The organism is Vreelandella venusta (genome assembly GCF_044809155.1).
In the GTDB taxonomy this organism is placed as follows: Bacteria; Pseudomonadota; Gammaproteobacteria; order Pseudomonadales; family Halomonadaceae; genus Vreelandella; species Vreelandella venusta_B.
The window spans coordinates 2,201,594-2,216,117 of the sequence record NZ_CP085241.1; the positions used below are offsets into that span (position 1 = coordinate 2,201,594).

Annotated in this window: 12 protein-coding genes; 7 read left to right on the forward strand and 5 right to left on the reverse strand. The window is 52.0% G+C overall.

What is annotated here, in order from left to right:
* The first annotated feature begins 212 nt into the window (after positions 1-212).
* On the forward strand, positions 213-2,288 hold the full coding sequence (gene rmuC, locus LG301_RS10335; protein WP_226940257.1) for a DNA recombination protein RmuC: 2,076 nt from the start codon (positions 213-215) through the stop codon (positions 2,286-2,288).
* Positions 2,289-2,334: 46 nt separating this feature from the next.
* Positions 2,335-3,216, forward strand: coding sequence for a hypothetical protein (locus LG301_RS10340; protein ID WP_404471077.1), 882 nt, complete (start codon positions 2,335-2,337; stop codon positions 3,214-3,216).
* A 359-nt stretch (positions 3,217-3,575) separates the two neighbouring features.
* Here LG301_RS10340 and LG301_RS10345 read toward each other — a convergent pair whose 3' ends face one another.
* Both LG301_RS10345 and LG301_RS10350 read right to left on the reverse strand, forming a co-directional pair.
* Complete coding sequence (locus tag LG301_RS10345) at positions 3,576-4,877, reverse strand: VWA-like domain-containing protein (protein ID WP_404471078.1); 1,302 nt, start codon at positions 4,875-4,877, stop codon at positions 3,576-3,578.
* Positions 4,874-6,025 carry an ATP-binding protein gene (locus LG301_RS10350; protein WP_404471079.1) on the reverse strand — a complete coding sequence of 384 codons (1,152 nt, stop codon included), beginning with the start codon at positions 6,023-6,025 and terminating at the stop codon, positions 4,874-4,876. Before LG301_RS10350 ends, LG301_RS10345 begins: the two co-directional genes overlap by 4 nt.
* A 373-nt stretch (positions 6,026-6,398) precedes the next feature.
* Between LG301_RS10350 and LG301_RS10355 the strand changes: the two genes are divergently transcribed.
* The 4 genes from LG301_RS10355 to LG301_RS10370 all read left to right on the forward strand — a co-directional run bounded on the left by LG301_RS10355 (position 6,399) and on the right by LG301_RS10370 (position 9,198).
* A complete protein-coding gene (locus tag LG301_RS10355; protein WP_404471080.1) occupies positions 6,399-7,016 on the forward strand; it encodes a hypothetical protein in 618 nt (205 codons plus the stop codon).
* A gap of 40 nt (positions 7,017-7,056) precedes the next feature.
* Entirely contained in the window at positions 7,057-8,088 is a 1,032-nt protein-coding gene (locus LG301_RS10360) for a helix-turn-helix transcriptional regulator (RefSeq protein ID WP_404471081.1), read from the forward strand.
* 91 nt (positions 8,089-8,179) lie between these two features.
* Entirely contained in the window at positions 8,180-8,695 is a 516-nt protein-coding gene (locus LG301_RS10365; protein ID WP_404471082.1) for a gamma-glutamylcyclotransferase family protein, read from the forward strand.
* Positions 8,695-9,198 carry an opioid growth factor receptor-related protein gene (locus LG301_RS10370; RefSeq protein ID WP_404471083.1) on the forward strand — a complete coding sequence of 168 codons (504 nt, stop codon included), beginning with the start codon at positions 8,695-8,697 and terminating at the stop codon, positions 9,196-9,198. Before LG301_RS10365 ends, LG301_RS10370 begins: the two co-directional genes overlap by 1 nt.
* Here the strand turns inward: LG301_RS10370 and LG301_RS10375 are convergent.
* The 3 genes from LG301_RS10375 to LG301_RS10385 all read right to left on the reverse strand — a co-directional run bounded on the left by LG301_RS10375 (position 9,195) and on the right by LG301_RS10385 (position 11,805).
* A complete protein-coding gene (locus LG301_RS10375) occupies positions 9,195-10,418 on the reverse strand; it encodes a DUF4236 domain-containing protein (RefSeq protein WP_404471084.1) in 1,224 nt (407 codons plus the stop codon). The genes LG301_RS10370 and LG301_RS10375 overlap by 4 nt on opposite strands.
* A 28-nt stretch (positions 10,419-10,446) precedes the next feature.
* Entirely contained in the window at positions 10,447-10,890 is a 444-nt protein-coding gene (locus LG301_RS10380) for a hypothetical protein (RefSeq protein WP_404471085.1), read from the reverse strand.
* Positions 10,891-11,427: 537 nt separating this feature from the next.
* On the reverse strand, positions 11,428-11,805 hold the full coding sequence (locus LG301_RS10385; protein ID WP_404471086.1) for a hypothetical protein: 378 nt from the start codon (positions 11,803-11,805) through the stop codon (positions 11,428-11,430).
* Positions 11,806-13,227: 1,422 nt separating this feature from the next.
* Here LG301_RS10385 and LG301_RS10390 point away from each other — a divergent pair.
* Positions 13,228-13,749 carry a hypothetical protein gene (locus tag LG301_RS10390; RefSeq protein WP_404471088.1) on the forward strand — a complete coding sequence of 174 codons (522 nt, stop codon included), beginning with the start codon at positions 13,228-13,230 and terminating at the stop codon, positions 13,747-13,749.
* Positions 13,750-14,524: the final 775 nt, after the last annotated feature.

A 14,524-nucleotide genomic window follows, 5' to 3' on the forward strand; every position in this document is an offset into this window, starting at 1 on the left:
GAAATCTGCTTAATCGAAACTCTACCGAGCAGTGAAATTCTTTAGCTGACATTTTTGTAAGCGAAAGCTTACATACAGCCTAAGGCCAGTGAAGTAGTATCAAGCTAAGAAAAATTCTGCTAAAGCATGCCAGCGTAAGTACATGACACGCGGTTCGTTTAGCTCACCAGTAAAATAACCTTTTGCTCCTATACCTGGCTTGGGACTTCTCTATGGAACAGTCATTCAATCTTGTACTGATCAGCAATGCCCTTTTTGTACTAGGTGCATTACTTGCCTTTGCCCTACAGCAGCGGCGGATTTCTGGAATGCGAAAACAGAAGGATGCTGCTCAAGCGGCTCTTCAGTCCAAGGAATTTGACTTACAACAGTCTGAACAGGCACATAGAACGATCAGCGAAGACCTCCAAGCATCCAAAAGCCGAATGACCACACTTGAAAGTGCTCTAGAAAGTGAACGTGCTTCGTTACAAAACCTACGGTTAGAGCAAGCTACCGAAAAGGAAGCATTGGCAGGCGTCAGAAGAGAGTTATCCGATCACCGTGACGCTGCTCAGCAACAGCTAGCCAGCCTTCAGGCCCAGCTTGATGAGGCGAGTAGAGACGTTAAAGCGCGTCAGACCCATCAAGATGAGCTGAACACGCGGTTTACCGAACTCAAATCGGAACTGAGTGATCGGGAATCTCGGCTCGAATCACGAGAAGCAAGCCTTCAAGAGGCGCAACAGCGAATAAATACCCTGGGTGATGAGCTTAAGACGCTCAGGGAATCCTCCCAAGATAAGCTCAGCACGGTCAATAATGACCTCGCTCAGGTGCGCGAGGCATTAGGCAGCGCCCAGGCAGACCTGAAATCCCGCAGTCAGGCTCTCGACGAGACCCGAAATAAGCTCACCACCACCGAAAGCACCTTGAACCAACAGCGCCAGGATTATCAGAAGAAACTTGATGATGCCCATCAGCAGATCGCCGAGCTGCGCGAAGCCCACGGCAGCATCCAGTCAGACCTTCAGGCAACCGCCGCTAACCTCAAGGAATCACGCGAGCAACGAGACACTGCACAGAAGAGCCTCAGAGAGCTTCAGACCACTTATCATGCACTCAAAAACGAGCATGGCGAGCTGCAAACCCGCACTGAAGAGAAAGAGCAGCAGTTCAACCGGCAGTTGCAATGGATGGAAGACAGCAAAAAGCAGCTCAAGATAGAGTTCGAAAACCTAGCCAACGAACTGCTCGACCAGAAAGGCAAGGCATTTTCATCTCTCTCAGAGCGCAACCTAACCGAGCTACTCAAGCCGTTCCAAACCGAAATAAAGGGCTTCCGCGACAAAGTGGAAAGCCTGCACACCCAAGAAACTGAACAGCGTGCCAGCCTACGGACAGAGCTAAGGCACCTACAGGATTTGAATAAGGACATTACCGACCAAGCCGCACAGCTTACCCAGGCACTCCAAGGTCAAAAGAAGGTGCAAGGCAATTGGGGTGAGCTGATGTTAGAAAACGTCCTCGATAGTGCGGGCCTGCGCCCTGGGGATGATTATCAGCGCGAAAGAAGCTTTGATACTGAGGAAGGAAAGCGCCGTCCAGACGCTGTGATCTATTTGCCACAGGGTCGTCATCTGGTCATTGATGCCAAAACCTCGCTCAACGCCTATCTGGAGTATGTGAACGCAGAGGATGACCTCTCACGGCAACATGCGTTAGCGGAGCACACAAAGGCTGTCAGTTCTCGCATTACCGAACTGGCAGACAAGCATTATTACGACCTGCCGGGCCTGAACTCCCCTGAAGTCGTTGTGATGTTTATCCCGATTGAATCGGCCTACGTTGAGGCGGTTCGCTATGACAGCACTCTCTATCAACGTGCCATTGAGAATAATGTGCTGGTCGCCACCCCAATAACCTTGCTAACCAGCCTCAATATTGTCAGTCAACTGTGGCGATTTGAAAACCAGAGTAAGCACAGCGCTGAATTGGCCAGTCGTGCCGAACGTTTTTATAACAAGCTCTCCAGCTTCGTTGAAAGCATGCAGGACGTTGGTAAGAAACTGGACGGTGCTCGGGGTAGCTATGACAAGGCGCTGGGACAACTGGTCAACGGCAGGGGCAATCTGATCAAGCAGGCGCATGAATTTAAAGAGCTTGGCGTCTCAGTGAAGAAAGAGCTACCCGCTGATATCTTAGAACGCGCCAAGCTTGAGATTGGCCCGTCGACTGACAATGAGCACTACCCATACCCAGAAAGTCAGCGCCGATCTGTAGAAAGCACCGAAAATCAAATGGATTAGAGTTTACTCGAGCTCAAAGGCATTCGCAGCGGCCAGGAGCAATACTATGAAACCGTATTTCAGCCCCGATGATTTACGTTTGATCATGCAAAACCGTCTGGATGAACAAAACCATAGCGCCGTAGAAGCGTTCTGTGGCCTATCACCCGAGCAAGTGTATAGCTGGCTATATGCACCTTTTGGTGAGTTTTCAGGGGTCACAATCCACCCACCAGATGATTTATCCACCAGCCCGGTGATGCGTTACTTATCGCTCATTGTAGAGGCTGCCATGCAGCAAGGTGGCGCCTTTAAAGCAACACCGAAGGGCAACCTGCCCACCACGTTAGTCAAACAGGCTAGTGCCCTACTCCCAGCGTTCGCAGTGTCTCAGCACCACACTCATATCAGCATCAGTGAGTTTGCGGGCCATAACGAAGAAGCGTTTAATGCCTTGCACTACACGCGCATTCTTGCGGAAGCGGCAGGCATCATTTACCGCCGTAGCGGTAAGTTTCATGTAAAGAAAATCGCGCAAAAACAGTATCAAACACATGGCCTTCACGGTTTTTTTCTACCGATGCTCGAAGCGGCGGTCACAAAATATAACTGGGGTTACCTGGATAGCTGGCCAGAAGAGGCTGACCTTCGGCCGTTTTGGCTATTTATGTTGTGGCGGTTACAACGTCACGGTTCTGTAGATCAATTGACTAACGAGGTGGCCGTGGCTTTCCCCCGTTTTGTTGACGAGATGCCCACCGATACACACTACTCGCCCACGCGCTTGCTGCGTTTGTTGATCGAGTCTCGTTTTGTAGGTCGCTTTTTACAGTTTTGGGGATTTGTAACTATCGACCCGAAAGGCATGTTTTCGGATGCGACAGCGCCGAGAATGATCAACCAGCAAAGTCTGCTTTCAAAGGCGTTTAAGTTCTCGACTGATCAATAATGAGTAGCAATAGCTGAGGCTATTATGTTGCTTGCCCGCACACCCTTGAGAGCGGTAATAGCTTTTTTTTGGCTGATCGATGTAGAGAGTTTGTGTAGGGTGCCGCGGCGGACATAGGTAGCTGCCGGACGATGCTAGCCTTATGTTACTTCCAATTATGAGAGAGCTGGGTCTTGTACTTGCGCTGGGGAGCGGCCGCGCAATACTAATCCAGATGAAAAACCACACTTTTATGCGCATATAAATGAAATAAAACACACTTATATGCGCATAAAAGTGTGGATTAGTTGCTCAATTTTCATAAAAACGTTATCCAGCAAACACTCCCTTTAAACGTGACGGGTAGATCGATACTCTTCCTAGTGGCTGCGATTCACTACCCTTCCAAAGACAGCCTCCAGCTCATCAAGCTCAGTGTGACCGTTGCTTTGAGACCTGGCATGTCTATCTGTAGTGTCTCGCTCCGCGATCGGCCCCCCATCCATGGATAGCACCTCACCCCAGGGCACTGGGGACCTGTGGTTGGCAGTGAGACACCATATCACCGGGTAGCCTGGGGACCGCTGGGGTGCACTGATCATTCCATCCGTTAACGCCACCAGTACGTTAGGTGGTGTGGTCGACAGCGATTCAAACACGGGGCGAATATCACTTCCGCCACCGCCTTGGCACTGCCAGTGTGCGAGATCATGGAGCTGACCTTCGTGCAGCATGCTGCGCTGTGTAACCTGGCTATCGAACTCAATGACGTCCACCGCCACCCGATCGCAGGCCGCTAAAATACCGGCAAGCTCGCTTAAAAAGTGTGGTAACACCCGTTGGCAACTGCCGCTGGTGTCAATGGCGACGGCAAGCGAGAGCGTTTGGCTTCGCTGGCTGGGTAGGTACAGGCCACGATGCAGATGGCGACGCGATGGCGGTAGCCACTGCCGGTTGCCGGTTAACGTCCGTTGAATATGGCTCGCCAGCACCTGCTGCCACGGCACTTGAGGTTTCCGCAAGCGCTCGATGAGCGTGTTCAGATGCCCTGGCAAATGACCTTGCTGACGCTGATGCTGCTGAGCAGTGGCGACTAAACGCTGCTGCCAGACTCGGGCGCTTTCTGGCGTGACAGATTTGGGTGTGAAATCTGGATCGATCACGTCCCCCACTGCCGTCACGGCAACATGGAGCGTATGTTCATCCAGTACGCGCCCACGCTCTCGTCGGTGGGGATGCTGGCGAAGGTCAGCGTAGATTTGCTCAGCCGAGCAGCCTAAATAGCGGCGGTGATAGAGCGCATCGTCTGGGCAGTGGCGTAGCTCTTCGCGCAAAATGCCGTTGATTTCGTAGTCACAGGCGCGGTTCCAGTCGTTAGGGTCACGTCCGAACTGCCGAGCATGATGGCCCAAGGCGCAGTGCCACACCTCATGCGCCAGAATAAAACGGCGATCTGCATCACTGCGCTGAGCCATAAACTGGGCATTGACGAAGATCGTTTCGCCATCCGTGCCTGCCGTCGGCAGGCGGTCATCGACAACGCTCACAACTGACAGCTGCATCAGTAACCGAGCGGTAAAAGGTTGTGCCGACATTAAAACCGCACGGTCTGCTTCGCACTGGCGTTGGATGTGGCGCTTGAGCGTTTGTTCGGCAGCGCTAGGGCCGCGCTGGCAACTCATGACACCGACTCAGCCGCCCACGCAGCATTCATATGATTGGCCAGGTGTGTTTGAAACACACTCCCATGCTGCTCGCTCCACGCATCAAAGGCGGGGTGGCTCATTAACGCTAAAGTACGCGATTGCTGTTGGACGTCATTGGCACCTTGCATCGCATCCATCAGCGCTAGCGTGGCAAAGTCGGCACTGAGCGCCTGGCTGATCTGAAAAAAGCGCGCGATACGCTGCTGTGTTTTAGCATCATAAAGTGAGTCATCAGCAACGTGTTGCCATAACGTGTGGGCAAGCCCCGCGCAAAAAGCGTAGCGCTGATCAGCGCGCGTTGGAACATCGATGGGCGCTTTTCCATTCAGCATGGCAGGGATATCTGGCAACTTGAGTGCCCAATCACGGAATGCCAAAAACTCGGTTGCCGCGCCCTGCCCGACGAGACCATGAACCATCAGCGCTTGGGTAGCCGCAGGCAGACTCGTGCTGTGGTTAAGCGACTGCGCCACGCGCGTCCAGCTACGTGGGCTTGGCCAGCCCTGCTCAACATTGCCCTCCATGTCGAAGAAGCATTCTGGCCGAAAGCGTAAAAATGCGGTCACGTCGGGATGCAGCCCCTCTCCGGCCGCCCAGCGCGTCCAGGTGTCTAGGTCAGGTGTTAGGCTGATATGACAAAAGCGGTTCGCTAGGGCACTGGAGAATGTTTGCGCGACAGCGCGGTCTTCGCTGCGATTTCCAGCTCCCACCACCAGCCAGCCCGGCGGCAGACGGTAAAGGTTTCCTAAACGTCGATCTAAGATCAATTCGTACGCAGCGACCTGCAGGCTGCGGTCTGCGGCCGTGAGTTCATCGAACATCAAAATGCCACGGCTATTAGGGTCTCGTGGCCACTCACCGGCCAACAGCCAGTCCACCACACCGCGCTCATGATCAGGCACCGGCAGGCCACGCAGGTCGATCGGTTCACGCTGAGCGAGACGAATATCAATAAAATCTATGTTCTGCTGCTCAGCCACTTGGCGCACAACCGAGCTTTTCCCTACGCCTGGCGGCCCCCAAAGCATCAGCGGTGGCAGTTGCTCAGCCAACGTTGGGTCGCTAGCGAGTTGGTCTACCTGATGGCGTAGCAGTTGCTGTGCTTGAGCGGGGGTTGCATACATAGAAGGCACTCCAATGCGCTGTGATTGCCAACCAGTATGTGCCGCACTTGCGACATTATATGTCGCAAAAAAGTATTTCCTCATTCACTGTGCATATTACATTTCTCTATTTCATCGGTCTGACAATCCCTTGGTCGTAGGTTAAATTTCTGCTGGGCCCACTATCCAAACCCTTAGAACCAAAAGTTTCGTGCTAGTCCTTATGGCGTAGCGTGGCATAAGTTCACCCGCTGAGCCGCATGCATGTCGAACTAGCAAAAAAAGTCAAAGGTTGTAGGTCTAGCACTAGAATGTATATCTGAGCTATACGACACCAAATGTCGCAACCACGTCATAGCCTCATCCTCTCTTATCAGGGACGGTGGACGCTACGATGACCATGAACGAATGTGTAACAACTCAAGACACTACCCAACAGGAAATAGCTAAGTGGCTGGCTGACCGTGAGCAGTGGAAACATGAAATGCCCGTCATGGGCTTTTTAAGCCAGTTTCTTACCCTTACCCCTGTCACTGACTCACGTTTTCATAGTGCCAGTACGGATGGCAAACAGCTTTATATCTGCCCAGATTACAGTGCCACACTATCTGATACGTCTCGTCAATTCTTACAAGCGCACCTCATTTGGCACTGTGTGGCAGGCCATCTGACCGCACCGCTGGTGGCCAACTATCAACGTTGGCACCTGGCGTGTGACCATGAGGTGAATGCACTGCTGTTGGAACTCTGGATTCCTTTCCCTGCTGATGCCCTGCTCTTCCCAGTATGCGTGGGGCGCAGCGCGATGAGTGTTTATCGCTGGCTGGAAGGGCACCCCAATATTGCGGTAGAAGCCTCTATGGATATCCACCCCGCCGCCCTCTGGCATACATTACCCACGACTCACATAGACCCAAGTACCGTGACGCTGTGGCGACAGCGTGCTCACTTAGTCGCTAAGGAGCCCGACGCTTTACCGGCGCGGGTCGCTAAGTTTTGTGAGGCGCGTTAAACTAAACGCTTTCATGAGTTCAGCCAAGGTTGGCGTCACTATGTCCGAACCCCGCGATACGCTTTTCCGTTACTTGACCATGCTACAGCTGATTCCTCGCTTTCCAGGGCGTATCGCGACGCCCGTATTGAAAGAGAAGCTTGCAGAGCGCGGGTTTAACATCGACACACGTTCACTCCAACGAGATTTAAGCCAAAAGCTCTCCACGCAGTTTCCGATTGGCTGTGACGATAGCCAAAAACCTTACCGCTGGTATTTTGATCGCGAGTTTCAGTGTCAGCTACCCGCGCTTGATGTACCCAGTGCGCTAACGCTGGTATTGGCGGAAGAGTATTTGAAGGGGTTGCTGCCTCCGGTGGTGGTCGGCCAGCTCTCACCCAACTTTACTGACGCACGGAAACTGCTGGACGACATGAGCGCTAATGGGCTTAGCCAGTGGGCACGTAAGGTACGCGCCATTCCTAACGGCAAAGCGCTGATCCCCGCTGAGATTAACGAGGCAACCTGGCAGACCATCTCGCAGGCACTCCTTGAGCAAAAAGCCATTGACGTTATTTATCTATCACGCACGAGTCACTCTGAAAAGGCGTTTACCCTCCACCCTCAAGGCATTGTGAGCCGCCACAGTGCCACCTATCTGTTAGCTCATGTGGATGGGTTTAAGGATCTGCGCCAGTTCGCCCTTCACCGCGTGAAGCAGGCAACACTCAGTCAACAGCCCTGGCAAGAACAGCACGATTTTGACATTGATGAGTACATCAAAGGCGGTGCGTTTGGGTATCGGCAAGGGCCTAGCGATGTGGTGTTGGAAGCCGAGATTGCTAAGCCGGTGGCGTGGCTACTACAGGAAACGCCGCTATCTGACACACAGTCCATAGAGGCGTTGCCGGACACTGACGGCTGGTATCGGCTAACCGCCCATGTGCCGGATGATCAGCAGACGCTGTGGTGGTTGATGGGCATGGGACCCAATATCAAGGTCACCGCGCCTCACGCATGGCGAGAGACGATCAAAACGAACGCAGAACAGATGCTGGCGCACTACGCCACAGAGCCCCCATCGTCTTCATAAACACCCGTTAGCCTCGTGGTCTGACACACTCTTTTTTCCGCATGCGGAAAAATACGACGACGTTATCATTGCTACACCAAGGAGGGTTCCCATGCTCTATTTTGCCTACGGTTCCAATATGGCGACCCAGCGCTTAGCGGCTCGCGTTCCAGCACGCTTTGTGACCACTGCCCTTCTGCCCGCTTACCGCCTAGCGTTTCACCAGCGCGGCTGTGACGGCTCAGGCAAATGCGATATTGTGCCTGCCTCAGCGCAATCCGCTGTCTATGGGGTCATTTGGGAAATGGCGTCTCATCACAAGCCGACGCTCGATCGCTTTGAGGGACTGGGCGCGGCATATAACGAGACGTGGCTTACCGTTACGGATCTTGCCAGTGACCGACAGTTTGAGGTGCAGGCGTATATCGGCAACCTCACCGCACTCGGTCTGCGCCCGTATACCTGGTACAAGCACCATGTGCTTACCGGGGCACGCGAGCATGGCCTGCCCGCCTATTACCTTCGTGCACTGGAGGGCATTGAGGCGCATCAAGATGACAATGCCGAACGACATGCCCGAGAGATGGCGTTATATGCCCCTATAGAACCCCTGATGAGTGCTACTTAATGGATAATGATCAGCGCTTGATTGAGTTTTACTGCGGTGAAGGCCGCGATCATAAAGGCCGGTGCCTTGAAGATATTTGGGCGCTATCGCCTTTTTGGCTAGAGCACACCCACGACTATATTCAGTGGCTGTTCCCTATCCCGGAGGCCGGCCGTTTTAATGCCTTTGCTCCCTTGCTGACGCCCACGGTACAGGCTGCGTTTGAGAAAAGTGACGTTATGCGCCAGCATCAGCAGCGCTCGCTTGAGGTGATGCTCGATTTTTTTGGCCTCACTTGGGATAAGAACAGCATCGTCGCTCAACCCACCCTGGCCATACCAACGCACATTTGGCTAAAAGCCGGTGGCCATAACCATTTACGCGTCACGCGTATCATTCGGTCGTTAGCCTTGTGCCATCAGCCAGATCTCGCACGCATCTTTCAGCAAGCCGTCATCGCGATCGGTACCCAGCAAGGGGTGGTACCTGAATCGTCGGTTCAGTATTGGCGAGAGGCCTTTTAGACCAGCTTAAACGGTTCAATGTCGCGAAAGATGCCGGTTTTGGTCATCTCGCGGCGGAGTGTAAACGCTTCTACCGCCGCCACCGGGTCGACCTTTTCAAGCTGATCAAAGTGGATACGGTTCCACTGTGCCCGGGTGACTTTGATACTGTAAAGATACTGATCGCGCGTACCGCCCGTGGTGGGATCAACTACTTGGCGATATCCGGATACCCGCGCTTCTTGAACAGAGGGCAAACGCACAAACATGGCGCCAAGCACACGAAAAGCAATGCCGTGGACATGGTCACGGTACAGTTTGCGCTGTCGGGTGGCACTCAGGGATTTTGGGGTGAGCTTGAGCGCTTTGGCGGGCATCGTCCATTCTCGATCCGGCATGTCATCGTCAGAGGGCAGGTCAATATCCAGCACCATCGTGGTGTCATCGCTTCCCAAATCAAAATCGATCACGGTCTCGCGGGGCCAGTCGATCTCTTCCAGGCGTTCTTGAAGCGTGAGCGTCATGTCATCACGTTGTCTTAGCACGCCCTGCTCTTCGCGCTGTTGTCGGGCAAACTCGGCGGCATCAAAATCGGCTTTGTGGTGTTCCCAATGACGGTAGTCGTCATGAAATTGCGCCTGCTGGCGTGCGCTATCGATCTCATGTTGACGGCGCGCCGGTGGCCAAAGCGCTTTCCACCACGAAAGAGGTACCGGCGTGGGCGGAGTGGGTGCCGGCTCACCAAAATGGCGTGGGGTGTAGCCACGGCAGTGAGGAGATGGGGTATCGTGGTGCAGCTGACCTAAGCGCACGATGTCCGCGTTTAATTCATCGCAGAGTGTCTTGAGCTGTGCACGAATAGCGTCTCGTGCATGACGGCGCAGCCAACGTACGTCGTGGTCGCTGAGCCGGGTCCCGTCTTCAAATAGGTAGCGCACGTTGCCGTCTTTCTTAACCGACAGCTGAAGCCCCAGTGACTCACCTTGCCCAATGCGCGCTTCTAGCGTTGTCGGGGTTGAGTGAGCACTTGCTTGCCCCTTTGAAGAAACTCGACGAGATGATGACAGCTGGGTGCGATAGGCCAGTCCTGTTCCAGGAAGTCCGGCATGCGCATGGATACCTCGTGGCCCCATGCTGACACTGGCACCTCGCGGGCCGACAGAAAGGCCCACACCACGCTTGCTGATATTCAGGCGCACGCCGGGCGCAAGCGAAATACGACGTTGAAAACGAAAAGCCATCGACACTCCTTGAAGCGGGAACCTTACGTCATTGGTTCACGCGCCGTTGATCGCGCTTACCCACGACACAGTACCAGCGCGCCTCTTCCTCTTGCCGCCGCTTAATCGCCGCCTGCATGGCTTCTTCTGAGGTCGCATAGCGGGTGCGTGACGTACCGTAACTGAACTGCGCGCTGCGTTTTTTGCGTGAACCACCGGGCATCAACTCATACCAAGCCGCTACCCAGAGTGTTGTCCCAGTGGGACGCTCGTAATGGTAAACGCCCGTTATCGGGCCAGCAGGCCGTTCACGATGACGCGCGACGGAGCGTGCCTCTACTCGCAACAACTCCTTCCAACGACGCTCGCCCCAAATTTCTCTGCCGCGCTGGTCTCGATACGCAAGGCATCGCTCAAAGGTATCGTATTCATTGGCTAAGCGCGGAATAGACTTGGTTTCAGGTTTTCCTGATGGGCGTGGCACGCGTACCATGGGGTTACTGTGACTCTTTGGCCACGATATGTATTTAGTGCTTTCCCATAGCTGGGGTAATGATAACGGTGCTCTCATTGATACTCGTTACTCATTGTTGATTCACAACGCATCTCTATGCACGCATTTATCTGATCTGCCATTCAGCTCGCTAGCGTTATCTGTTTGCACTTACTGCCCTTTCGAAGCTCCCAGATAATGTAATGCCGCTTCCCATTGAGATGCTTAACTTGCGTTCAGCCACATGTCCGTCAGTGGCCCTGCGCATGCCAACCCTATATCCTGCTGGATGATTTCCATTGTCAGATTGACCTCAGGAATCCCACTGTATCCAGTACCGAGTTAACAGCGAGCGTCGAAATCGGCATACCCAAATAGACTAGCAAAGCAGCGTTACCTTTTATAATTCATCCTGGGATCCTTATAGACGCCTGACTTCTTCATTGATTAATTTTTCAACAAGCGCCGTCGGCGTTATATGCGCTGCGCGGCTCAGCTGTTTCAGGTGGTGTGCACACTCAGCGTTAAGTGTCAGCGTTAAAGAATACTCGGCAGTATTTTCATTGCTGCGTTAGCGTTAGGCTGATCTAACCAGCTTGTTATCTGACGCAACGTCCGCTCAGAAAGACCACGTAGCAGGTTCGGATGACCTTGCGTAAAAGCACCTTCTTGATAGGCTTGTTCCACTTCATCACGACTATGCAGACCTACCTCTTCAAGCAGGATTCGGGTACTGCTCGATAGACCATGCCACCAGGGCTTGGATTTACCTGCGGGTAGCTGACGTTGGTACTTAGCGATCATCTGCGAGATACGGTCATCGCTTGTATGCAAGCGCTCAGCAATATGTTCAAGGCTATATCCCTGTAGGGAGAGCTCATAGGCAGCGCGAGATGTCTCATGAGAACTAGTCATAAAGCCGTCCTTGGCAGAGAACATATGTCGACATAGTCTAAGGAAGATGAGAACCGTAAGGTAAGATACCGCGTCTGCTTTTCCTTAACCACCCGCGCGCACGCTATCTAAAAGCTATTGCTATTCGCAAAGTAGGTTTGCGCGGCGTCGGCCCTACAGCCTGATTCACCATCGCGAGTGTGCATACCGTCGAAGAGGTTTGGACACGTTCGTTATTATGGCGTATCCAATCAAGCGCGACTTTTTTGGGCTCATACTCTTCATAGCTGAAGCCATACATCATTGCGTTTTAGTCATTAGCTGTGGAGGTAATTTAAATGTGCAGCTAATTGCTCAATAGGTCTGAATCATCCAGGCCCATCTTGGCGCTTTTTTCACGCTGTACGTAGAACAGCTACAGACGTTTTTTAGGGCATTTGAAAAAACGTCTGTAAACGTCTTTTTAATTACTAGCGTATACGTGAAACGCATCTTTTCGCACCTCAGAAAAACTGTTTCAGACGCCCCCTCTTTTTAAACGTCTCCAGCCGTCTATTGATATCTCTGAAAAAACAGCTAGAGGCGTTTCTTATCATCAAGCGCTCGGAGTCATTTTCTCGTTCCACCAAAAAACGCCTGCAGCCGTTCTTTTACGCGCCCTTAAAACGCCTAATCTAGACGAGAACACACACCGGTGATGCGTTTCATCGGAAAAGGCTCGCTCGAATGAGCTTCAGTACTTTGTCGGCTACACAAATGTTGTAGGCCTAGTGCCAGATCTTTTCTCGGTGACTGTGTGCTCGACCTTGGCAGGACTCCCGGTGCAGACCGACCAGTAAAAAAGACAAGTTTTCTTATCATAGCTGCCCAAAATGAAGGTTCTGCCAAGGTTAAACACCAAATCGCAGAGAGAGCGACGCGTACTCGGCTGCTGTTAATAATCAGTTACGTCAGAGTCGATGTGGGTCTCACCGTCGAAGTGAACAAGGCGCTCTCGTAGATCCACGCTGGGGGGGGGGGGTGATAACAGCAGTTTTGTTGATGAAGTCCCAGTTACCGCTGACCTTTCACCATGATGTTGTCATCTTCGTTGAGTTCAAAGCTGTGGACATCGACAAAGGGCATGTTCGCTACACCAACGCCTACATAGGCCTTCCGGAGTGTGCTCGGACACAACAGTTCAGGTCTCTCTGGGCGTACCGACCATTTTTTCTTGGAATATCTGCTCAATTAGGCTGCTCATGAGGGAAGCTTTCATGAGCAGCTATGGCCCCCGTGTAAAGTCCGGGCAGGTTCAGTGCCTGATGTGACAAAGCGACACCAAATGTCGCTTACATTCGTATAATATTCTTCTTGTTATAATTTGGAAATTAATTAAAAATAGGCTTTGGGCATTAGAAAAAAAATCCAAATTCTTGAAGAATGATTGAGTAGGGATGGGGTATGATGGGCTTTTTGAAAAGTGTGATGCTGCCTTTGAATATAGCAGAACATGTCATAGATAATTATGTTTATGACAAGGTTCTTCCTATGATTGGTAGTGTTGTTTATTGTGACTTTATAGCTTCTGCTTCTATAATACAGCACTCTGGAATATATGTTAGAGGTGGAAACATAATCCAGCTCAATAGCAGCGGGGTCGTTGAAAAAGTTTCTCCCGAAGAGTTTGTTTCCGGCTGGGGAGGATTTAAATGCGGGTCTAGCATTTACGTGTCTTGTGAAGGTGTTTACTCTGTTGGTAGTACTTCGGCGGCTGAGCTGGCAGAGTCTCTAGTGGGAATGCAATATAGCTACGGAATAACCAAGTTTAATTGCCACCAATTTGTTTCCGGATGCCTTTTGGGGTATGTTCGCGACCCTGATTTTGTTGGGTTTGTGGATCGAGTCCATAGTACTTTAACTGGGTTGAAAATAACCTCTAGAGTGAATCTTGGAAGCGATAACTGGAGAGTTTGGAATAGGTGAGGTAAGTAGTTTCTCAATGTTGAGCCTCAGGGTGGTTTGTCTTGGGGCTTTTTATGTTAAGGCTTAAACTATTTACTAAACTCGAAGCCGCATTTAAGGCAGCGGTAGTTGTCTAATAGATTATCATCTAGTACTTTCCCTGTTTTTGCCCCTATCATTCCACCCGTAGCTCCTCCCACAAGAGCCCCAGTGACTGCTCCAAAAAAACCTCCAGCAGCAGCTCCTATGGGACCAGCAAATGCACCTGCGGCTGCTCCCGCTTTAGCGCCTGCTGCTGCTGCCCCCCAACCTGCTGCTGCACCTGCACCTGCGCCTGCCGCGGTAGCGACACGTGTAGCATAGTTTTTCTTATCAATATTACTAGACTCACATTTCGGACATTTCATTACGACACCTATGTTATTAAGGGAAGCGGGCTTATAGCCATTACTTCCCTTTTTCAATTAAAAATTTTCCTTCGTTAACACATGCAGCGGCAGCTGCCCATGCCACAAGTATCACAGATGCTGCAGTCACCGCCGCACCATTCGCAGGCTGACTGGAATTTTTTAGGAATAAAAGTGAGACGCAAATTCACAGGACGGAATGACATTGACCCAGCTCCTTTAACAGTTTTTAACGCTCATGGGATTTATGCCCACAGCATAAGGCTTACTCATTAACCGGGTTTTGACAAGCCTGGGATTCTAGAAAAAAGCCAATCCGGTGCTCTGGCTGACAAACTTCTGAAGTTCTGCATCTTTTGATGCCATCCCTTCACGCTTCTGGAGCTGAT

Coding starts and splice junctions, on each gene's coding strand:
- rmuC (WP_226940257.1), top strand. CDS start 213: ATGGAACAGTCATTCAATCTTGTACTGATCAGCAATGCCCTTTTTGTA.
- LG301_RS10340 (WP_404471077.1), top strand. CDS start 2,335: ATGAAACCGTATTTCAGCCCCGATGATTTACGTTTGATCATGCAAAAC.
- LG301_RS10345 (WP_404471078.1), bottom strand. CDS start 4,877: ATGAGTTGCCAGCGCGGCCCTAGCGCTGCCGAACAAACGCTCAAGCGC.
- LG301_RS10350 (WP_404471079.1), bottom strand. CDS start 6,025: ATGTATGCAACCCCCGCTCAAGCACAGCAACTGCTACGCCATCAGGTA.
- LG301_RS10355 (WP_404471080.1), top strand. CDS start 6,399: ATGACCATGAACGAATGTGTAACAACTCAAGACACTACCCAACAGGAA.
- LG301_RS10360 (WP_404471081.1), top strand. CDS start 7,057: ATGTCCGAACCCCGCGATACGCTTTTCCGTTACTTGACCATGCTACAG.
- LG301_RS10365 (WP_404471082.1), top strand. CDS start 8,180: ATGCTCTATTTTGCCTACGGTTCCAATATGGCGACCCAGCGCTTAGCG.
- LG301_RS10370 (WP_404471083.1), top strand. CDS start 8,695: ATGGATAATGATCAGCGCTTGATTGAGTTTTACTGCGGTGAAGGCCGC.
- LG301_RS10375 (WP_404471084.1), bottom strand. CDS start 10,418: ATGGCTTTTCGTTTTCAACGTCGTATTTCGCTTGCGCCCGGCGTGCGC.
- LG301_RS10380 (WP_404471085.1), bottom strand. CDS start 10,890: ATGGTACGCGTGCCACGCCCATCAGGAAAACCTGAAACCAAGTCTATT.
- LG301_RS10385 (WP_404471086.1), bottom strand. CDS start 11,805: ATGACTAGTTCTCATGAGACATCTCGCGCTGCCTATGAGCTCTCCCTA.
- LG301_RS10390 (WP_404471088.1), top strand. CDS start 13,228: ATGATGGGCTTTTTGAAAAGTGTGATGCTGCCTTTGAATATAGCAGAA.